Raw genomic sequence first — 18,976 nt, 5'->3', positions numbered from 1 at the left:
CACAGACGACCGATTACCTGACAAACACCTGCGGCGTAGTGGTCGACATGTCACCCCCTGGCAGCTTGATGTTCTTCACCTTCTCCAGCGTGTTCGGGTCGAACACCGCCAGGTCGTTGAAGGTCCCGCCCAGGTACAGCTTGTCGCCCGCCTTGTCGAAGGTCACGCAGTAGTAGGTATGGTCCAGGTTCGCCGCCTTGACCAGCTTGCGCTGCTTGATGTCGTAGCGGGCCAGGCGGTTGAGCACACCATAGATCTGGTTCGGATCCTTGGGCGAACGCAACCCGGTGAAGTACAGCTCGGTCAGGTCGGCGAACTCCTGGGTGTGGGTCTTGCCGGTCTTGAGGTCCACGCTCAGGTAGCCGTACAGCAGCTCGGCGGTCGCCGGGTCCTGTTTTTCATCCTTGAACCGGGCGATGGTATACAGCATCGAGAACTCGTGGCGCGGGCTCTGGTGCGGCCAGAAGTACAGCACGTCCGGTGCGCTGTAGCCCTTGCGGTTCCAGTTGCGCAGCGGCAGCGCCACTTTGTATTGGCCGGTCTTGACGTCCATCTTGTAGATATCCGGCCCGGCGACGAACAGGCTGCCATCGTCGGCGGCACGCATCAGGTAGACCTGGCGCGGCATGGGGAAGGTGCGCACCGGCTTGGCCCCTACCCCGTCGGCCGTGTTGAACACCTCCAGGCGTGGCGGCTTGACCACGTAGTGGTCGTTCAACCGCTGGGTCGGGTTGACCGTGGCATAGACCTCCTTGCCGTCGGGGCTGATGGCAAAGGAGTACATCGACTTGCCCACCTCGCCCGGCACATTCGACAGGTTGGCGTGGAAGGTGGTCTTGCAGGTGTCCAGGTCGATGCCATAGATATCGGCATAGTGATTGTTGAGGATGTAGGCGGTGCGGTTGTCCGGCGCCATCATCGCCGTGCCCGGACCGAAGGCGTCCGGCAGGCGACAGCTCTTGAACAGCGTATCGCTGGCCACATCCACCACGTGCAGGTTGTTCGGGTAGTTGGTGGCGATCAGGTACTCATGGCCAGGCTTGAGTGCCGGACCGGCGTCGCCGTCAGTGGCGTGCACGGCCAGTGTCGCGGCGCAGGTGGCGACGCTCAGCGCCAGTTGCGCGCAGAATCCAGGTTTCATGCGGTTTCCCCTTGTCGTTCTTGTCGGGCCGGTCACTTGTCTTTCGGGAATACGGTGCCGAGGTTGCGCCAATCGTCCTGCGAATTGCTCGCCTGGGCGTTCCAGTCCTGGTAGGTGCTCATCATGTCGGGCACCTGGGCCGGCCACCAGCAAGGGTCGGAGCAGCCGTACAGGTCAGCCTCCATGGGCTGGCACAGCGAGCTGACGCCACCAAAGGCGTCCACTTCCCAGCCTGGGTCGGTGGTGGCGGTACAACCGGCCACTGCGCTCATGGCCATGACTTCTTCGACGCGGTCTTCGGCGGCAGCCTGTTCAAGAATGCGCGCCTTGTTGTTCAGGGGCTTCAAGTGCTTCATGTCAGTGCGCCTTGCGAGGAGTGATGTAGCGATCGATGAAGGCCGGGTTGGCGGCCATGATGCGGCTGTAGACCTCGATGCCGAAGTCGACCCAGTCGCGCATCAGTTCGCAGTAGTGGTAGGTCGGGTGCTGCGGGTCGCCGTAGCGCGCATAGCTCTCGTGATAGCAGCCACCGGAGCACAGGTTGCGAATGCGGCAGCTGTCGCAGCCGGTGCCGCTGCGGTCCAGGCGCTGGGACAGGAAGTCGTTGAGCTCGACCTGCTTGACCGCCGTGTGCACATTGCCAAAGGTCGGCAGGCTGGAGCCGGTGAAACGGTGGCACAGGTTCAGCTCACCCTCGTGGTCGACCGCCAGCATTTTCAGGCCCGCGCCGCATGGCAGCGCCTTCTTGTGCCCCTCGTGGATGTCGGTGATCAGTTGGTGCAGGTTGGAGAAACCGATGTTGCGGTGCTGCAACGCCGCCTCCAGGTACTGGCGCCCCAACGCCTTCATGTTGGCGAACACCTGCACCAGCTCTTCGCCAGTGAGGTTGAAGTCGGCCATGTCGCCCGATGTCACCGGGGCGAAGCCCACTTCGGCAAAGCCCAGCTCGTTGAACAAGTGGTTCCAGATGGTCTCGACATCGGTGATGCCCCGGGTAAGGGTCACCCTGGCGCCGACCGGGCGGCTGTCATAGCGCGACAGCAGCATCTCGGCCTTGCGCCGAACCACATCGTAGGTGCCCTGCCCGCCCACGGTGATGCGATTGCGGTCGTGCACGGTCTTCGGCCCGTCGATGCTCACCGACAGCCCGAAGCGATGGGCATTGAGCCAATCGACGATCTCCTCGGTGAGCAGCGTGGCGTTGGTGGTCATGATGAACTCCACCTGCTTGCCGGCCTCGGCGAAACGCCGCTCGCAATAGCCGACCATGTGCTCGATCAGCGGCCGGTTGGACAGCGGCTCGCCGCCGAAGAACACCACGCTGTAGCGGGTTTCGTCGGGTGACTCCTTGAGCAGCATCTCCACCGAAGCCTCGGCGGTGGCGGCGCTCATCTTGCGCCCTGCCGAAGGTTTGTCGAGGTCTTCCTTGTAGCAATAGGTACAACTCAGGTTGCAGCCCGTGTTGACGTTGAGCACCACCGTATTGAGTGCGGTGCGCTCGACCTGCTTGAGGGCGATTTCCGGGGTCAGCGGCGAACCGTCGCTGACCAGCTCCAGCGCGATCAGCTCGCGCAGGGTTTCCTGGATATCGTCGCCCGCGAACTGCTGGCCGAGGCGCTGCATCAGCTCTTCGGCCGAGCAGCCCTGCTGGCGCAGGGTGTCGATGATGCCGCCAGTCACCGCGTCGGCGGTGAACAGTGAACTGCTGGGGATATGGAACAGCATGCGGTCGGCATCGACCTGCACTTCATGCAGATTGCGTTCGACCAGATTCAGTAGTGCGCCCATGGTGATCTCCCGATAATCGATCCGTTGGAAAAACCGTGCCTGCCACCCTCAGGGCAGCGGCGGGTTGTTCCAGCGCTGGACGGTGACGATCATGTGGCCTTCACCGGTCTGTCCGCCGTCAGCCAGCGTGGCGATGACTTTCAGGTTGCCGGCGTTGTTGGTCATCATCTTGCGCGCCGGGTTCGGACCGGCACCGCCGGGTACGAACACGCCGTCGGCCTGCATCTGCCCGGCGAACTTGACGTCTTCGTCCTCGACGGCGCGCTCGTTGAACGGCTCGACCTTCCAGGTGGCCGGCAGATAACCAATGCGCAACGGTTGGCCATTGACGTCCTTGCCCCAGGCCTCGGCCTCGAAGCGCCCCTGGACCTTGGGTACCGAAGCACCGTTCTCGCCGATGCGGGCAATGGAGAACGCCGGCACCACCTTGACCTCCTCGACCTTGTCGTAGACCGCAAGATTCACGCCCTTGAGCGTGCCCAGCGTCACCTCGCGCTGGCCAGGTGCTGCATCGGCTGCGGCGCGGGCCTTGAGCCGAACCAGGTTTGGGGTCTGCTCCAGAATCTCGGTCACCTGCACACCGGCACCCAGCTCGGGCTTGCCGGACAAGCCGTTGCCCACCAAGGTGATCTCGCGCTCGTCCCCGGCCTTGATGAAGGCCGGCTGCACCGCCAGCAGGCGAGCCTTGCCCTCCTTCGCTGCGGTGAAATCGAGGCCGCGCTCGTCGTGCTCGGCCTCGAACATGCGCCCTTTCATCTCGCCATCGAGGGCCGCGAAGACCTGGCGCATCGTGCTGTCGCCGATCTTCACGTTACCGCGCCACTCATAGCCGTTGTAGAGGATCGCCGAGCCGCTGCCGTTGAACGGCGTGCCGTCGGCGTACTGCCCCTTGACCTCGACCTTGAAACTGTCGCCCTGGTCGGCACTGACCGTCATCACGCCCCGGACATCGCCTTTGGCAAGCATATGACCACTGAACGCCCACTGCCCCGGCAACGCGTCAGCCTTGGGCTTGGCCTTCTGCCACGCGCTCCAGGCGGGGCTATCGAGCGGGAAGCGCTTGGCCAGGGCCGGCACCACCTGCTTGAGGGCGATTTCCAGCCAGTCACGGTCACGTGCCTGGGCCTGGTATTCGAGGGACGGCCACTGGCCGAGGTGGAAGTTGACCAGGTGCTCCCATTCCTGCGCAGGGCGCCGCTGCAATGCGACACGGGCACCGGAATGGCAGCGGCCGCAGGTTTCGGCCAGTTGCGTATCGAAGTGTTCGACGGTATTGAGCCGACGTTCCATGGCATAGCGCACGCGATCAGTCTCGCTCGGCGCCAGACCCTGCTTGTCGGCCAGGTACTTGACCAGGGTGCGGCGCTCGTCGTCGCTGATCTGCAGGCCGTGCATCACCTGCATGCGGGCGATGCTCATCAGCCAGCCTTCAGGGGTCTTGCGCTGGTGGCTGATGCGACTGTAGGCATCGTTGCCCTCGGGGATGTGGCACCCCATGCACTTGTTCTGCAAAATCGCCGGGCCCGGTTCGGCCGCCATGGCCTGGGCGCTCAGCAGGGCGGCGGCGACCAGCGCCCATGTGCCCGCCTGCTGCCGGAGTCGAGTCGTCTTCAAGATCAGACCTCCACGGTGTTGTTCTTATCGTTATCGCACGCTTGGGTACCGCCGGTGCATGTGACAGTGGCAATACAGGAAGCGTGCCAGGTGTTTGAAAGTGGCGTTTTTTCAGTGACTTGAGCTGCTTTGAGCGGTCTGCTCCGGTCAGTGGCGGCGGGTCGGAACGTCCCAATTCGCGACAGGTTGTTTCAGGTTGAGACAGGGGTATCGGTGATGGTCTTTTCGCGGGCAAGCCCGCTCCCACTGGTTGGTGCAGGATTCAATACCTGTTGGAGCGGGCTTGCCCGTGAAAAGGCCGCTTCGGCCTACCTGTTTCACCACCGTCTCACACCGTCTCAATGTGCAACAGCACAGCGCCGCAACCCACCCTGTGCGTCAGAACAAAAATCAGCCTGATCAACGAGTTAAGCCCGCCAAGCCACCTTGGCACGGCCATTGCGCCGCCCTTGCCACACTCCAATGACAAGAGGCACCGCCCCATGCTTTCCGACCTGCCCATCCTGCCCGCCACCCAGGCGTTCCTCGCGCGCAAGCTGAAGATGCGCATCGGCGCCGACTGGCAGGACGCTGCCAGTGGCCGCACCTTGAGCTTTCGCAACCCGGCCACCGGCGAGATACTCGGCGAGGTCCCCTCGGCCGACAGCGAGGACGTCGACCGTGCCGTGCGCGCAGCCCGCCAGGCCTTCGACGACTCGCCCTGGAGCCGGATGCGCCCTCGCGAACGGCAGAACCTGCTGTGGCGCCTGGCCGACCTGATGGCCCGTGATGCCCGCGAACTGGCCGAGCTCGAATGCCTGAACAACGGCAAGAGCGCCAACGTCGCCCAGGTCATGGACGTGCAACTGGCCATCGACTTCCTGCGCTACATGGCCGGCTGGGCCACCAAGATCGAGGGCAGCACCGTCGAAGCGTCGATGCCGCTGATGCCCGACGAACAGTTCCACGGTTTCATCCGCCGCGAAGCAGTAGGCGTAGTCGGTGCGATCGTCGCCTGGAACTTCCCGCTGCTGCTGGCCTGCTGGAAACTCGGGCCGGCGCTGGCCACCGGCTGCACCATGGTGCTCAAGCCTGCCGACGAAACCCCGCTGACGGCGCTCAAGCTCGCCGAGTTGGTCGATGAAGCCGGTTACCCGGCTGGCGTGTTCAACGTGGTCACAGGCACCGGGCTCAACGCTGGCGCCGCCCTCAGCCGCCACCCTGGCGTAGACAAGCTCACCTTCACCGGCTCCACCGAAGTCGGCAAGCTGATCGGCAAGGCCGCGATGGACAACATGACCCGCGTCACCCTGGAGCTGGGCGGCAAGTCGCCGACCATCGTCATGCCCGACGCCAACCTGCAGGAAGCCGCCGCCGGCGCGGCGACGGCGATCTTCTTCAACCAGGGGCAGGTGTGCTGTGCAGGGTCGCGCCTGTATGTGCACCGCAAGCATTTCGACAATGTGGTAGCCGACATCGCCGGCATCGCCAACGGCATGAAGCTCGGCAGCGGCCTGGACCCGGCGGTGCAGATGGGGCCGCTGATTTCCGCCAAGCAGCAGGATCGGGTCAGCAGCTACATCGCCTTGGGACGCGAGCTCGGCGCGACCATCGCCTGCGGCGGTGAGCGCTACGGGCCGGGCTACTTCGTCAAGCCGACCGTGATCGTCGATGTCGACCAGCGCCATCGCCTGGTCCAGGAAGAAATCTTCGGCCCGGTGTTGGTGGCGATGCCCTTCGACGATATCGACGAGGTCGTGCGCATGGCCAATGACAACCCTTACGGGCTGGGCGCGAGCATCTGGTCGAACGACCTGGGCGCCGTGCACCGCATGATTCCCCGCATCAAGTCCGGTTCGGTCTGGGTCAACTGCCACAGTGCGCTGGACCCGGCCCTGCCCTTCGGCGGTTACAAGCAATCGGGCGTCGGCCGGGAGATGGGTGCCGCGGCGATCGACTACTACACCGAGCTCAAGTCGGTACTGATCAAGCTCTGAACCTGAGCTGCCCCGGCCTCTTCGCAGCTTTGCCGGCAAAGAGGCCGACTTCCTGAAAACAACAAGAAAACATGGAGCACACCATGAGGCATCCGCTCGTCTGCACGCTGGCCCTTCTGCTGGCCACTCCCCTCACCCAGGCCCAGGAGCTCTACAACCAGGATGGCACTGTCCTCAACGCCAACCTCGAGGCCTTGTTCGGCATCTTTCACAGTGACGAAAGCTTCAATCAGGCCGGCAACCGCTCGCCTGGCAGCAACAACTGGCGCGAGGGCTACGTCAAATATGGCCTGAGCGCGAGCCAGACCTTGGCCGACACCGGCTCACTGTACGGCGCCTTCAGCCTGCTCAGCTCCGCCACCTGGGGTGACGGCGATGCCGCGGGCCTGACCCTGGGGGACGAACGCCGCACGGCCGTCGAGGATGCCTACCTGGGCTGGCGCTCGGGCACGCTGTTCCCGCTGCTAGGTGAAGACGGCATCGATATTTCCGGCGGCCGCCAGGTGGTCACTTTGGGGGACGGCTTCCTGATCCAGGGCGATCCCGTCAACCTTGGCAAGGTCGACCTGGGTGCCAATTTCAATCGCGGCGGCGCCTACTACCTGGCGGCGCGCAAGGCCTTCGACCGTACCGCCGTGCTGCGCCTGGGCGGCAGCCAGGGCTGGCGTGGCGACCTGATGTGGCTCAAGTCCGATAACCACTATCAAGCCGACAGTTCCATGGCTGTCGCCAACCTGGAGCACGTCGGCGAGGCAGGTACCGTTGGCCTGAGCTGGATTCACGGTCTGGATGTGGACCGTCGCTATGCCCAGATCATGGGCCTGGAGCACCGCGATGGCATGGACACCGTCAGTCTGCGCGGGCGCGGCAGCCTTGGGGTCCAGGACCTGGAAGTCGCGGGCGAATATGTCACCCAGGACCAACGAGGCACCCGTGAGAACGCCTGGTACCTGGAAGGCAGCTGGACCTTCTCGCAGCTGCCATGGACACCCACCGCCACCTATCGCTACAGCCGCTTCTCCAAGGACTTCGACCCATTGTTCTACGGGCTCAGCCGGGGTTACGGGACCTGGTTCCAGGGTGAAGTCGCCGCCAACTATGCCGGCCCGTTCAACACCAACACCCAGGTCCGTCATGTGGGCTTGAAGGCCAAGCCGCGCGACAACCTGACCCTTGGCGCGCTGTACTTCGATTTCGACACGCTGGACACCGACCAGGGCAATGTCGGCGGGCGGGAACTGGACCTGTATGTGGAATGGATGGTCAACGATCACCTGCTGGTCAGCCCGGTGCTGGGCTTCTACAAGCCTGAGCGCAATGCCGACGATGGCGGCATGCAGCTGGGTAGTCGGGATACCGGGACCTATCTGCAACTGGTGATCGGGACTTTCTTCTGAGCCTTCGCCAAGCGTCGTGCAGGCGCTTGGTTACTCGCAAAAGCATACCCGCCCCTCAGCGATAACCCTGCTCCAGCAACCAGCGCCGCACCATGGCTTGTGCCTGTTCAGGCTTGTCTGCCAGCGCCTCGAGCAGACCCGAACCCGCCTGCAGGGCCCGTACAACCGGCGCCAGTTCGATGCCCTGCAGGTGCCATACCCCCAGCGGCTGGTCGGCCGTCACCACCACCTCGGCCTCGTCCACCCAGCCTTCGCGCAACACTGGCCTGCGTTCAACTCGAACCGCCTGCCAGTTTGCGGCCTGGTGCATGCCCTGGTCATCAGGCCATCTCTGGCGCGGTACCCAGAACCCCGCGTCGGCATGTCTTTGTTCCAGTCGATAGAAATCCCGCCCTGTGCGGGCAAAACGCAGGAACAACTGCTCGACCCGTTGCTGGTGGAAGCGTTGCGCCAACGCCGACCGCTCCGGTCGCCTCAACAAGGTGTTGATCACCACCGGCGCCTGCAAGGCCGACGACAGTGACTGGAAGATCCCGTTGCCCGACAGAGGATCGACGGCCATCGCCGCATCCCCCACCCGCAGCCAGTCCGCGCCGGCACACGCGCCGGCAAGAATCGCCGTGCTGCTGCGTGCATGCACCTGAGCGGGCTCCAACGCTTGGGTATCGAACAACTGTGCGACCCCTGCCGACTGCCGCCGCCGGGCCGCGCAATACTCCCCCAGTGCCGCCCTGCCCGGCAGCGAGGCCGCGCTGGCATCGAGGGTGATCTGCCAGTAGCAACGCCCGTCTGCCAGGCGCGCCATCCATGCCCAGCCATCATCGAGGCTTTCCACTGCAGAAGCTGGCGGGCCGCCTGCTGTCGATTGCCAGAGGTTGAGCAGGCTGACGGTTTCCGGGCCGCGCAGGCGGCTGGCAGGCAGGGGCGCCTGGCGACCACGGGCTTCGACCAGAAAATCGCCGTGCAGCACCTGGCCGTCGTCGAGCTGCACCCGGTGTCGCCCGTCCTGCGTCAGCTCGCGGACACGCCCGTGAATGACATGCACCCCGGCGCGCAGCAGATCCTCGCGCAACGCTCGATCGAAGCGCGCACGATCGAGCAGGAACTCCTGATTCATCTGCATCCGTTCGCCGTTCCATTGCACCTGACGCGCGGCAGCGATCGTCGCCACCCCCAACGCCAGGCCAAGCCCTGCGTGGCGCAGGCCGTCCAACACCCGCTGCGATACCCCTTCGACGGCATCGAAACGGCGCCACTCCGAAACCAGCCTGACCGCATAGCCCATGCGCCGCAGGCCTATGGCGGTTGCGGCCCCGGCAGGGCCTGCACCAAGCACGAGGATCTGCGGGTCACGGCTCATCGACACCTCGACGCTCAGGCCCGACGAAAGCCGCATGCGCCTGCAGCCAGGCACGTAGCTGTGCAGGTTGCAGCTCGGGATGCTCGCGTAACAGTGCGCACATTCGCCCGGTCAAGGCCGCGCACGCCAGGCTGGCCCCTGCCTGGGCATTCCCCCCCACCGGCGCGCCGAAGTCGGCCTGCGCCGTGCCCAGCCATGACCACTGGCCTGCGCGGCAACGGGCGTCGCCCGTGATGCGCAGCACGTTCGGGTAGCTGGCCGGATACACCGCAGCGCCACGGGCCGGGCTGGCCGCGCACAACACGACGCCGGCAGCCTGGGCGGCGGCGCAGGCCTGGCGCAGCACGGGACGGTCCTGCTGCAGCCCCAGGCTCAGATTGACCAGAGTGGCACCCTGCTCCACCAGCCACAGCAATGCTGCAGCCACCTGCAAGGCGCTGGTCCGTCCTTGGTCACTGAACACCTGGGCTACCAGCACCGGTACATCACCGGCCCCCTCGCGCAGGCACTCCAGGACCGCACGGCCATGGCCAAGGGCATCAGGCTGCGCCTCGCCCTCCTGAAGCAGTCCGTCTTGCAGCCAGAAGCGCCGCGCGGCCGCCACCACCGACATCTGCGACGACGTGCAACCGCTATCGATCACCCCCAAACGCAGTTCAGTGGCCATGATCGACATGTACCTGCTGCAGAACCCGCAGTTGGCCGTCCTGCAGCTGCAGATGCAGGTCCGCATCGGCCAGGGTCGACGGCCTGTGGCTGATGAGAATGCGCGTGCGCCCGGCAAACAGCTGGTCGATAGCGGAAATCACCTCGCGCTCGGTCGCCTCGTCCACGGCCGACGTCGCTTCGTCCAGTACCAGGATCGCCGGATCCTGTAGCAAGGCGCGGGCGATGGCGATACGTTGTTTCTGCCCGCCGGACAGCTGCTGGCCGCGCTCGCCGAGGGCGCCATCGAGCCCCATCGGCAGGCTGTGCACCAGGCCCTCCAGGCGGGTCAGGCGCACCACCTGCTCCATTGCGCTGCGGCTGGCGTCAGGTGTGCTGTAGGCCAGGTTCTGAGCCAGGGTGCCACGAAACAGTACGATGTCCTGGCTGACCACCGCGATGCGACGGCGCAGTGCAGCCAGGTCGAGTTGGCGCAGGTCGACACCGTCGAGCAGGATACGCCCACGATCCGGGTCGTAAAAACGCTGCAGCAGGTCGATCAGGGTCGACTTGCCCACCCCTGACGCACCGCTGATGGCCACCTTCAGCCCACCCGCGACGGTGATATCGACCTGATCGAGCACTGCCCCTTGGCGGCCCTCATGAGCGAAGCCAACGCCTTCCAGGCGCAATTCACCCGGCCCGTCGGGCATCGGCCTGGGCACCTGCGGCTCGGTGACCGCCACCGGTTCGCGCTTGAGTTCCATGACCCGCCCCAGGCTCACCGCCATCCGTTGCACCGCGACATACAGGCCAAGCAAGCTCTGCACCGGCCCCACCGCCATGCCCAGGTAGGTCGAGAAGGCGATCAGCGCACCCAGTTGCCAGGTGCCCTGGATTACCCACCAGCCGCCTACCAGAAAGGCACAGGCGCGACACCATGAAGTCAGGGTGCCGGGCACGGCCTGGGTGAAGAATTCGGTGATCTGTACCTTGAGCAGTTGCTTCATGTAGCCCTGCCCCAGCTGGTCCAGGCGCCCCGCTTCACGCCCCTGCTGCCCGGCGGCCTGGATGAACTTCATCGCAGGCAGCGTCTCGACCAGGAACGACGACACGTCCGCCGAGCGCTCACGCAGGCTGCGCACTTCGCGTTCGACCTTGCGCCGCATCCAACGCAACCACAGCACCTCGATCGGTACGAGCAAGGCCAGCAACAACGACAGTCGCCACGACAACATCAGCATCAAGGCCACCGCGCCAAGTAGGCCGATGACGCTGGAGACGGCCGCGAACAGCGAATCCACGGCAAAACGCTGGATCTCGGCGACATCGCCGTCCAGGCGCGAAAGGATATCGCCCGTACGGCGTCGCCCATAGAACGTCGGCGACAGTTGCTGCAAGTGTCGATAGAGGTCGTCGCGCAAGGCGAACAGGATGCGCCCCGACAAGCGCGTATGCAGGTAGCGGTTGACCCCCGACAGCACGGTACCCAGCACCCCGGCACCGATCATCAACGCCGCCATGTGCCAGAGCGTCTGGTAATCGCGTGCCAGCAGGCCCTCGTCGATCAAGGTCTTGACCAGCCAGGGCTGGGCCAGGGCCAGCAGCGAAGCGACCAGCGACAACCCCAGCAACACGGCGATGGCCCGGCGCTGGGGCCGCACGAAACCGTACAGCCAGGCCAGGGCCTGGCGCATGAGCACGGGGTCGCCAGACTCGATCAGGCGCGAGAACACTCCGCCCATGGTCTATCCGCGCAACTGCTTGAGCTTGCGGTACAGCGTCGCGCGACTGATGCCCAGCGCCTCGGCGGCGGCCGAGACATTGCCCTGGTGGCGCGCCAGGGCGCCACGGATCAATTCCAGTTCATTCTCGCGCAGGCTACCGGCAGCAGTAGTACCACTGGACAACTCGTCGAGCAGGCAATCGGTCAGGTGATCGAGCCCGAGCACCTGCTCACCCGCCTCGCGCATGGCCAGCGCGGTGCGCAATACCATCTCCAGTTGGCGGATATTGCCCGGCCAGTCGAAGCCTTCAAGCAGGGAGGTCAATGCCGGATCCAGGGTGACGCCGCGGGCGCCGAGCTTGTCCAGCACCCCTTCGATCAGGGCGCCGAGGTCATCACGCTCGCGCAGGGCCGGCAGGCGCAGGGACACGCCGTTGACGCGGTAGTACAGGTCCTCGCGAAAGCGCTGTTCGGCTACCTGCCGCTTGAGATCACGGTGCGTGGCGCAGATGATCGCCACGTCGATGTCCTGCTCCTCGCCGGCCCCCAGCGGTGCCACACGGCGCTCCTGCAGCACACGCAGCAGCCGGGCCTGCAGGGCCAGTGGCATGTCGCCGATTTCGTCGAGGAACAAGGTACCACCATGGGCCTGCATCAGCCGACCGACCATGCCGCCGCGGCGCGAGCCGGTAAACGCGCCATCGCGGTAGCCGAACAGCTCGGACTCGATCAGCCCTTCGGGAATCGCTGCGCAGTTGACTGCAACGAACGGCTTGTCCGCGCGCGGGCTGGCTTGGTGCAGGGCACGCGCCACCACTTCCTTGCCTGTCCCGGTTTCGCCCAGCAGCAGCACCGGCAGCCCGTTGACCAGGCCCTGGCGAGCCATGCGCAAACCCCGCGCCAGACGGCTGTCGCCACCGCCCAGTGCATCGAGCGCCGACCACTTGACCGCCGCAACAGGCTTTGTCGCGACGGTCGCGCCCAGGTTGCCATGGCGCGGCAGTTGCAGCACCCGAACGAAGAATTCCCCTTTGGCGGTCTGCACACTGCTCATCCCGCCCTGCAACAGGCGGTTGAGAAAGGCCGGCGAACGTTCGCCGAGCAAGTCGCTGCAACGTCGGCCGATCAAGCCAGGGCGTGGTAGCCCGAGCAACTGGCAGGCATTTTCGTTGGCTGCCATCACCTCACCATCAAGGCTCAGGGCCAGTAGCCCATGCCAGGCACTGCCCAGGTACTGCGGGCGACTGTGGAACGCCAGCACCAACTGCTCGGGGTGGTACAGGCCGAACAGCCGACTCTCGATGTTGCCGGCGGCAAGCATCAGGGTCGAAAGGCTGTCCTGCGGTTGGCTCATCACCCCTTCGCGGGTGATGTCGAGCACGCCGATCACTTCGCCGCGTGGATCGCGCAGGGGCACGGAGGTGCAGGAGAACGGGCTGAGGCGATCGAGGTAGTGTTCACCGCAGTTGATCAAGGTGGGCCGCCCTTCGACCACGGCGGTGCCGATGGCATTGGTGCCGCGCAGCGCCTCGCTCCAGCAACTGCCGGGGTGCAGGTCGCGCAGGCCATTGCGATTGAGCACGTGGGTCTGCCCTTCGATGGCCAGCACATTGGCCTGGGCATCGCCGAGAATGATGATTCCGCCCTTGCCCTGGCGCTCGACCAGGTAGTCGAGCTCGGGGGTGACGGCGTCAATCAGCGTGCGGTTGAGTTCGAGCAGCGTCTGCAGGTTCTGCCCGTGCTCGACGCCAAGGCCGACCTGTTCGCCTTGCAGGCAGTCCAGGCCATGGCCGTGGCTGCGCCGCCATGAGGCATCGATCTCTTCGCGCAGCATGCCGGAAGGCAGCTCGCCCTCGTTGGCCAGGTGCAGGCGGACCTGGCGGGATTGCTGCATCGGGTCGTGGGCGTCTGTTATGGGTGATTGTCGCGCCATCGTTTACTCCAGCTGTACCCCGGAACTCTGCGCAGTGTGCGTCAGCCTGACGCATACGTAAAGCGGGCTGCGGCTGTGGGTGGCGCAGGCTGTGCCGGTGTCTGCGGGCAAGCCCGCTCGCACGACGAAAGCGCCCGGCCACCGCGTCTTTTTCGATCCGCGGGTGCACAGGGTCGCTTGCTCGGACCGACCGAACCTGCGCTCAGGGCGCCCTCCGACCATTTGCCATGGGCTGGACGAACCAACAGCGATACAATCCAGACTTACCCACGCCAGTGCCCGCCATGATCCAGTCAGACCTCGACCTCTTCGGTTCTCAGCCGCAATCGCTGGCCAGCCAGGTCATGCTGTTGCCAGGCTTTGCCCTGCCCGAGGTCGAAGCCCTGCTCGATGCCCTGCGCCCAGTGTTGCGCGCGGCACCCTTTCGACACATGCAGACGCCCGGCGGGCTGCACATGGCCGTCGCGCTGAGCAATTGCGGCAGCCTGGGCTGGGTCAGCGACGCGCGTGGCTACCGCTACAGCCCGCTGGATCCGCTGAGCGGAAAACCCTGGCCGGCGCTGCCCGAGATGCTGCTGACGCTGGCTGCGCGGGCCGCTTCCCAAGCCGGCTTCGACGGGTTCGTGCCGGATGCGTGCCTGGTCAACCACTACCTGCCCGGTACACGCCTGAGCCTCCACCAGGATCGCAACGAGCAGGATTTCAGCCAGCCTATCGTGTCGATCTCACTGGGGCTGCCCGCCGTCTTTCTGCTCGGCGGCATGCAACGCAGCGACCGGCCGCAGCATGTGCCGCTCAGTCATGGCGATGTCATGGTATGGGGTGGCGAGGATCGCCTGCGCTTTCATGGCGTGCTGCCGATCAAGCCGGGCAAGCATGAGCGGATGGGGGAACGACGGATCAACCTGACCCTGCGCAAGGCAGGTTGAGTGACCGTACCGAATGAGATTCGGCACGATCACTCAAGGAGCATCAGCGACTGGCCTCCAGCACCTGGTTCAATGCCGCCCCGTCGATACTCAAGGTCGCCGAATCGAACATGCCGTTGACGTAATTGCGCACCAGTTGCTCCTGGCGTTGTGCCCTGAGCAGTTGGGTCAGTTGCGGTGTCACCTCCTCCAGGGTTGCCGCCCGCGCCGGTTGCTGTTCGACCAACTTGATGATGTGCAGGCCCGCCGCCGTGCGCACCGGTTCACTCACTCCGTCGACCTTGAGCCGCGTCACCACCTCACGCACTTCAGGTAGCAACTGGTCGAGCGCCTGCAGCCCGCTGTCGCCGCCTTGGGCGGCAGTGCCGGTGTCCTGGGAGTGCTCGCGGGCGAGCGTGGCGAAATTGCCGTCGCGTGCTTGCTTGGCCAGGGCCTGGGCCTGCTTGACCACTGCCTCGTCGTCCTTGGGATTTTCAACCCGCAGGAAAATCTGGCTCAAGCGATAGCGTACCGGCAGGCGCAGTTCGTCCTTGGTGGCTTGGTACGCCTGCTCAAGCTCTGCCTGGCTCGGGTAATCGTCAGGCACTCGGGTGACCGAAGCGAGGTAGTCGCGCAATACGATCTGTTCGCTCACTGCACGGGTCTGCGCCTCGACATCTGGACGCTGTGGCCAGCCCTTGGCTTCGGCCTGGCGATACAGCGCCTTTTCTGCCAGGCGTGCGCGAATCCATGCCTCCAATGCCGGACGATCGCCACGCAGGTGCTCGCGGGTCGGCTCCGGTAACTGCGCCAGCAGCGTCTTCAGCTCGTCGCTGCCGACCTTCTGTTCGCCCAGGCTGGCCAACACCGGCCCTTTGACCTCGGTCGCCGCCGGGTGCGCTGCGGCGACCGGCTCCTCCCCCGGACGTAGAACAAGGGCGACAGCCACGACAATGACGGCCAGCGCACCCGCGCCGGCCCAGAAGGTACGGGAAGTCACGAAGCAGTCGCCGCGCCAGCCACCTGTTCGGTCTGGTCGGCGACATTGCGGCTGTAGTCGCGCAGGTAGACGATGAACTCCTGCAGCAGGCGATCCCACAGCACCAGGCTACCCAGCAGATGCGCATCGCTGACGCCATCGGCCACCACCACGTCCTTTTCCATCACCAGGAACTCGCCCTGCACCGACAGCCGGGCGAAACGACGGCTGGCGTTCCAGCGCTCGGCCAGCCCGGCCGGCAGCTCGCCCTGGATGCGCAACACGCAACTGAAGGTAAAGTCGAGGAACTCACCCTCCTGGTCCTTGGCTCGATTGCCGAACCGTACTGCGTAACCCACGCCCTGGCTGGCGCTGAGCAGCTGCACGACGGCATTCTGCTCGCTACGATTGACCCGGTAGCCGGCATCCTGCAGCAGCTTGGTCAGGGAATCGGCGCTCACGGTTTCGATCAGGGTGACTTCGGTCATGTGTAGCCTTCCTTGTGGTGATGAAACAGCTCGGATTCATTCACGCGCAGCAGGAAGACGGCTATAGCGGGGGCTGGCAAGACATCAGCGCTGGCGAATTCCCTGCCTCTGCGACCGTCCATCTGCAATCGCGCGTGTCGATATCAAGTAGTAGCACAAGGATTGCGCTCGGCCAGAAATTCTCTTTGCCCTGGCACCGGCACAGCGTAGCGAACCCTATCCTCCGCCCTTTCAAAGCCCGGTGCTTGTGTGTAAAACGGTCCAATCATCTTCTTCGACGCAAGGACCTCCAGCATGCGCTACCGCCCTCTCGGCCGCTCCGGCCTGCAAGTCTCAGCCCTGACCCTGGGCAGCATGATGTTCGGCGAACAGACCGATACCGAGGCTTCGCTGCGCATCATCGACCGCGCCTGGGACCAGGGCATCAACTTCATCGACACCGCCGATGTCTACAACGCCGGGCGCTCCGAGGAGATCGTCGGCGAAGCGGTGGCACGCCATCGCCAGGACTGGATCGTTGCCTCCAAGGCCGGCTACGGTCCGGCAGACGGCCTGCCCAACCGCAGCGGGCTCTCACGCAAGCACCTGTTCAATGCGCTGGAGGCAACACTGACGCGCATGGACACCGACTACCTGGACATCTACTACCTGCACCGCGAAGACCACAAGGTACCGCTGGAAGAGACCGTGCGAGCCATCGGTGATCTGCTGCAGCAAGGCAAGATTCGCTATTGGGGCGTGTCCAACTTCCGCGGCTGGCGCATCGCCGAGATCTGCAACCTGGCCGAACGCCTCGGGGTGCCCAAGCCTGTGGTGAGCCAGCCGCTGTACAACATCGTCAACCGCCAGGCCGAGCCCGAGCAACTGACCGCCGCGGCCTACCACGGGCTGGGCGTGGTGCCGTTCAGCCCCCTGGCCCGTGGCGTGCTCAGCGGCAAGTACGCGCCAGGCTCGACCCCTGACGCCGGCAGCCGCGCCGGGCGCCAGGACAAGCGGATCATGGAGGTGGAGTGGCGTCAGGAGTCGCTGGCCATCGCCCAGAAGATCCACGCCTACACCGACGCCAAGGGCGTAGGTATCGTCGAGTTCGCCATCGCCTGGGTGCTCAACAACCAACTGGTCAGTTCGGCCATCGTCGGGCCGCGTACCGAGGCGCAGTGGGAAACCTACGCCGGAGCGCTGGAGGTCAACATCACCGCCGAGGACGAAGCCTTCATCGACTCGCTGGTAACCCCTGGGCATGCCTCGACGCCGGGGTTCAATGACGTCGCACACTTTGTCAGCGGACGCTTGGCGCGCTGAAGTGCGCCGCCGTTCCTCCCGAACGAAATCGATGATCGCCCGTGACGCCGTCGACACTCGTCGGCGGCTCAGGTACTACAGATAGCCTCCCGGATAGGCGACTTCTGCTACTGGATACGCCGTAAACGCTCTATTGCAGGCCATTGGGGAGCGACAAGCGGGGATACCGGTCCCCCCTTTCCCCAATGGGACAGGTATGGTGCAGCCCATCGTATTACTGCACCCAGAGGCTTCAATGACACTCGAGCACCTGTTCCGCCCCGTTCAAGTCGGCCCCCTCACCCTGCCAAACCGCGTCTTCATGGCGCCCCTGACACGCCTGCGCAGCCTGGAACCGGGCGATGTACCCACGCCGCTGATGGCCGAGTACTACAGCCAGCGTGCCAGTGCCGGGTTGATCATCAGCGAAGCGACACAGATTTCCTTCCAGGCCAAAGGCTATTCGGGATCACCCGGTATCCACACCGACGAGCAGATCGCCGGTTGGCGCCTGGTCAACGAACGCATCCATGCAGCAGGTGGGCACAGCGCGGTACAGGTCTGGCACACCGGGCGTATTTCCCACACCTCGCTACAGCCCGGCCAGGCCGCGCCGGTTGCGCCGTCGGCATTGCCCGCCGATGCCCGCACCTCGCTGCGCGACGCACAGGGCAATGTAATTCGCGTCGAAACCTCCGCGCCGCGGGCGTTGAGCGAAGCCGAAATCGCCGACATCGTCGCTGACTTCGGCCAGGCGGCCCACAATGCGCAGCACGCAGGCTTCGACCTGATCGAACTGCACGCCGCCCATGGCTACCTGCTGCACCAGTTCCTCTCGCCCAGCGCCAACGTGCGTGAAGACCGCTACGGTGGCAGCGTCGAGAATCGCGCACGGATCGTGCTGGAAGCGGTGGACGCCGCCATCGCCGCCTGGAGCGCCGACCGCGTGGCGATCCGCATCTTCCCGCTGGGGCCGTTCAATGGGGTCGACAACGGTGAGGATCAGGAAGCCGCAGCGCTGTACCTGATCGAAGAACTGGCCAAGCGCAACCTGGCTTATCTGCATCTCTCGGAGCCGGATTGGGCCGGTGGAAAGCCGCTGCGTGACGAATTCCGCGAGGCGATTCGCGCCGTGTATCCGGGGGTGATCGTAGCGGCTGGCGGCTACACCCCGGAAAAAGCCGAGGCGCTGATTGCGCGTGGGCTGATCGATGCGGTGGCCTTTGGGCGCAGCTATATCGCCAACCCGGACCTGGTGGAACGCCTGCAGCAGCAAGCGCCTTTGAACGAGCACCGCGCACAGTTCGATTACGCCAATGGCGCCGAAGGCTACACGGACTACCCCGCGTTGCGCCGGGCTTGATACCGGAGCTATGCAGGCGCGGACTTGACCGCGCCTGCAGGCGATAGCTCTGTGAAAGCAGGTTCAGCTGCGAAGCCGTTATCCCGCTGCGTGATCGGGTTTGCGTTCGCTTTGAGCAGGTGCAGGCTTGCTCCCAGACAACCGCCAGCTCACCCCGGTCACCCCATAACGCTCGGCCATGGGGCGACTCACCTTCTTGATCTTCTCTCGTCCGAACTTCGGAATGATCCCGACCCCTGCATCACAACTGGCCCAATGCCAAGCCTCGGCATTGTCCATTCGCTCCGATCGAATGATGAAGCTGCGCGCCTCGTCGTGCAGCGTGTATTCGATGATGTACAACTGTGGGGCTGGCATCACGGGCCTCCTCTTCTCCA

Annotated in this window: 16 protein-coding genes; 5 read left to right on the top strand and 11 right to left on the bottom strand. The window is 64.9% G+C overall.

The features are described 5' to 3' along the window. Positions 1-13 precede the first annotated feature (13 nt). Genes peaD through peaA form a run of 4 tightly spaced genes read right to left on the bottom strand, consistent with a single transcriptional unit; the run spans position 14 to position 4,543 of the window. Entirely contained in the window at positions 14-1,141 is a 1,128-nt protein-coding gene (gene peaD, locus ACTYOL_RS12425) for a quinohemoprotein amine dehydrogenase subunit beta (protein ID WP_444758001.1), read from the bottom strand. Positions 1,142-1,173: 32 nt separating this feature from the next. Then, positions 1,174-1,497 carry a quinohemoprotein amine dehydrogenase subunit gamma gene (gene qhpC / locus ACTYOL_RS12420; RefSeq protein WP_054891339.1) on the bottom strand — a complete coding sequence of 108 codons (324 nt, stop codon included), beginning with the start codon at positions 1,495-1,497 and terminating at the stop codon, positions 1,174-1,176. Between the two features lies 1 nt (position 1,498). Further along, a complete protein-coding gene (gene peaB, locus ACTYOL_RS12415; protein WP_444758000.1) occupies positions 1,499-2,929 on the bottom strand; it encodes a quinohemoprotein amine dehydrogenase maturation protein in 1,431 nt (476 codons plus the stop codon). A gap of 48 nt (positions 2,930-2,977) precedes the next feature. Next, positions 2,978-4,543 (bottom strand): quinohemoprotein amine dehydrogenase subunit alpha, encoded by a 1,566-nt coding sequence (peaA, locus tag ACTYOL_RS12410; RefSeq protein WP_444757999.1) that lies wholly within the window; start codon positions 4,541-4,543, stop codon positions 2,978-2,980. A 482-nt stretch (positions 4,544-5,025) separates the two neighbouring features. Between peaA and ACTYOL_RS12405 the strand changes: the two genes are divergently transcribed. Continuing rightward, complete coding sequence (locus tag ACTYOL_RS12405; RefSeq protein WP_444757998.1) at positions 5,026-6,519, top strand: aldehyde dehydrogenase family protein; 1,494 nt, start codon at positions 5,026-5,028, stop codon at positions 6,517-6,519. A gap of 83 nt (positions 6,520-6,602) precedes the next feature. Continuing rightward, on the top strand, positions 6,603-7,916 hold the full coding sequence (locus ACTYOL_RS12400) for a hypothetical protein (protein WP_444757997.1): 1,314 nt from the start codon (positions 6,603-6,605) through the stop codon (positions 7,914-7,916). Between the two features lie 55 nt (positions 7,917-7,971). Here ACTYOL_RS12400 and qhpG read toward each other — a convergent pair whose 3' ends face one another. The 4 genes from qhpG to ACTYOL_RS12380 are packed head-to-tail and all read right to left on the bottom strand — an operon-like array spanning position 7,972 to position 13,580. Further along, positions 7,972-9,312 (bottom strand): flavin-dependent monooxygenase QhpG, encoded by a 1,341-nt coding sequence (gene qhpG, locus ACTYOL_RS12395; RefSeq protein ID WP_444757996.1) that lies wholly within the window; start codon positions 9,310-9,312, stop codon positions 7,972-7,974. Beyond that, a complete protein-coding gene (gene qhpE / locus ACTYOL_RS12390) occupies positions 9,266-9,943 on the bottom strand; it encodes a subtilisin-like serine protease QhpE (protein ID WP_444757995.1) in 678 nt (225 codons plus the stop codon). The genes qhpG and qhpE overlap by 47 nt, the downstream gene beginning before the upstream one ends. Continuing rightward, positions 9,933-11,666: an ABC transporter ATP-binding protein gene (locus ACTYOL_RS12385; protein ID WP_197889658.1), complete on the bottom strand. Its 1,734-nt coding sequence runs from the start codon at positions 11,664-11,666 to the stop codon at positions 9,933-9,935. Before ACTYOL_RS12385 ends, qhpE begins: the two co-directional genes overlap by 11 nt. A 3-nt stretch (positions 11,667-11,669) precedes the next feature. Then, complete coding sequence (locus tag ACTYOL_RS12380; protein WP_444757994.1) at positions 11,670-13,580, bottom strand: sigma-54-dependent Fis family transcriptional regulator; 1,911 nt, start codon at positions 13,578-13,580, stop codon at positions 11,670-11,672. A 284-nt stretch (positions 13,581-13,864) separates the two neighbouring features. On the opposite strand from ACTYOL_RS12380, the gene alkB reads away from it, so the two are divergent. Further along, complete coding sequence (gene alkB, locus ACTYOL_RS12375) at positions 13,865-14,509, top strand: DNA oxidative demethylase AlkB (protein WP_197889656.1); 645 nt, start codon at positions 13,865-13,867, stop codon at positions 14,507-14,509. 43 nt (positions 14,510-14,552) lie between these two features. Here the strand turns inward: alkB and ACTYOL_RS12370 are convergent, their stop codons facing one another. Together ACTYOL_RS12370 and ACTYOL_RS12365 are read right to left on the bottom strand one after the other, a co-directional pair. Next, positions 14,553-15,488: a peptidylprolyl isomerase gene (locus tag ACTYOL_RS12370; RefSeq protein ID WP_153773574.1), complete on the bottom strand. Its 936-nt coding sequence runs from the start codon at positions 15,486-15,488 to the stop codon at positions 14,553-14,555. Continuing rightward, a complete protein-coding gene (locus tag ACTYOL_RS12365) occupies positions 15,485-15,955 on the bottom strand; it encodes a YbjN domain-containing protein (protein WP_197889655.1) in 471 nt (156 codons plus the stop codon). The genes ACTYOL_RS12370 and ACTYOL_RS12365 overlap by 4 nt, the downstream gene beginning before the upstream one ends. A gap of 294 nt (positions 15,956-16,249) precedes the next feature. Between ACTYOL_RS12365 and ACTYOL_RS12360 the strand changes: the two genes are divergently transcribed. Further along, a complete protein-coding gene (locus tag ACTYOL_RS12360; protein WP_054891328.1) occupies positions 16,250-17,257 on the top strand; it encodes an aldo/keto reductase in 1,008 nt (335 codons plus the stop codon). Between the two features lie 235 nt (positions 17,258-17,492). Beyond that, positions 17,493-18,599, top strand: a complete 1,107-nt coding sequence (locus tag ACTYOL_RS12355; RefSeq protein ID WP_151924743.1) for an alkene reductase — start codon at positions 17,493-17,495, stop codon at positions 18,597-18,599. A gap of 78 nt (positions 18,600-18,677) precedes the next feature. Here the strand turns inward: ACTYOL_RS12355 and ACTYOL_RS12350 are convergent, their stop codons facing one another. Continuing rightward, positions 18,678-18,956, bottom strand: a complete 279-nt coding sequence (locus tag ACTYOL_RS12350) for a DUF6555 family protein (protein WP_153773571.1) — start codon at positions 18,954-18,956, stop codon at positions 18,678-18,680. Positions 18,957-18,976 lie beyond the last annotated feature (20 nt).

The sequence above is a fragment of the Pseudomonas sp. A014 genome (genome assembly GCF_052378495.1).
GTDB lineage: Bacteria > Pseudomonadota > Gammaproteobacteria > Pseudomonadales > Pseudomonadaceae > Aquipseudomonas > Aquipseudomonas machongensis.
This window is presented reverse-complemented; position numbering and strand designations above follow the sequence as displayed.

Coding starts and splice junctions, on each gene's coding strand:
- ACTYOL_RS12360 (WP_054891328.1), top strand. CDS start 16,250: ATGCGCTACCGCCCTCTCGGCCGCTCCGGCCTGCAAGTCTCAGCCCTG.
- ACTYOL_RS12385 (WP_197889658.1), bottom strand. CDS start 11,666: ATGGGCGGAGTGTTCTCGCGCCTGATCGAGTCTGGCGACCCCGTGCTC.
- qhpC (WP_054891339.1), bottom strand. CDS start 1,497: ATGAAGCACTTGAAGCCCCTGAACAACAAGGCGCGCATTCTTGAACAG.
- peaB (WP_444758000.1), bottom strand. CDS start 2,929: ATGGGCGCACTACTGAATCTGGTCGAACGCAATCTGCATGAAGTGCAG.
- qhpG (WP_444757996.1), bottom strand. CDS start 9,312: ATGCGGCTTTCGTCGGGCCTGAGCGTCGAGGTGTCGATGAGCCGTGAC.
- ACTYOL_RS12380 (WP_444757994.1), bottom strand. CDS start 13,580: ATGGCGCGACAATCACCCATAACAGACGCCCACGACCCGATGCAGCAA.
- qhpE (WP_444757995.1), bottom strand. CDS start 9,943: ATGGCCACTGAACTGCGTTTGGGGGTGATCGATAGCGGTTGCACGTCG.
- alkB (WP_197889656.1), top strand. CDS start 13,865: ATGATCCAGTCAGACCTCGACCTCTTCGGTTCTCAGCCGCAATCGCTG.
- ACTYOL_RS12365 (WP_197889655.1), bottom strand. CDS start 15,955: ATGACCGAAGTCACCCTGATCGAAACCGTGAGCGCCGATTCCCTGACC.
- ACTYOL_RS12405 (WP_444757998.1), top strand. CDS start 5,026: ATGCTTTCCGACCTGCCCATCCTGCCCGCCACCCAGGCGTTCCTCGCG.
- ACTYOL_RS12400 (WP_444757997.1), top strand. CDS start 6,603: ATGAGGCATCCGCTCGTCTGCACGCTGGCCCTTCTGCTGGCCACTCCC.
- ACTYOL_RS12350 (WP_153773571.1), bottom strand. CDS start 18,956: ATGCCAGCCCCACAGTTGTACATCATCGAATACACGCTGCACGACGAG.
- peaD (WP_444758001.1), bottom strand. CDS start 1,141: ATGAAACCTGGATTCTGCGCGCAACTGGCGCTGAGCGTCGCCACCTGC.
- ACTYOL_RS12355 (WP_151924743.1), top strand. CDS start 17,493: ATGACACTCGAGCACCTGTTCCGCCCCGTTCAAGTCGGCCCCCTCACC.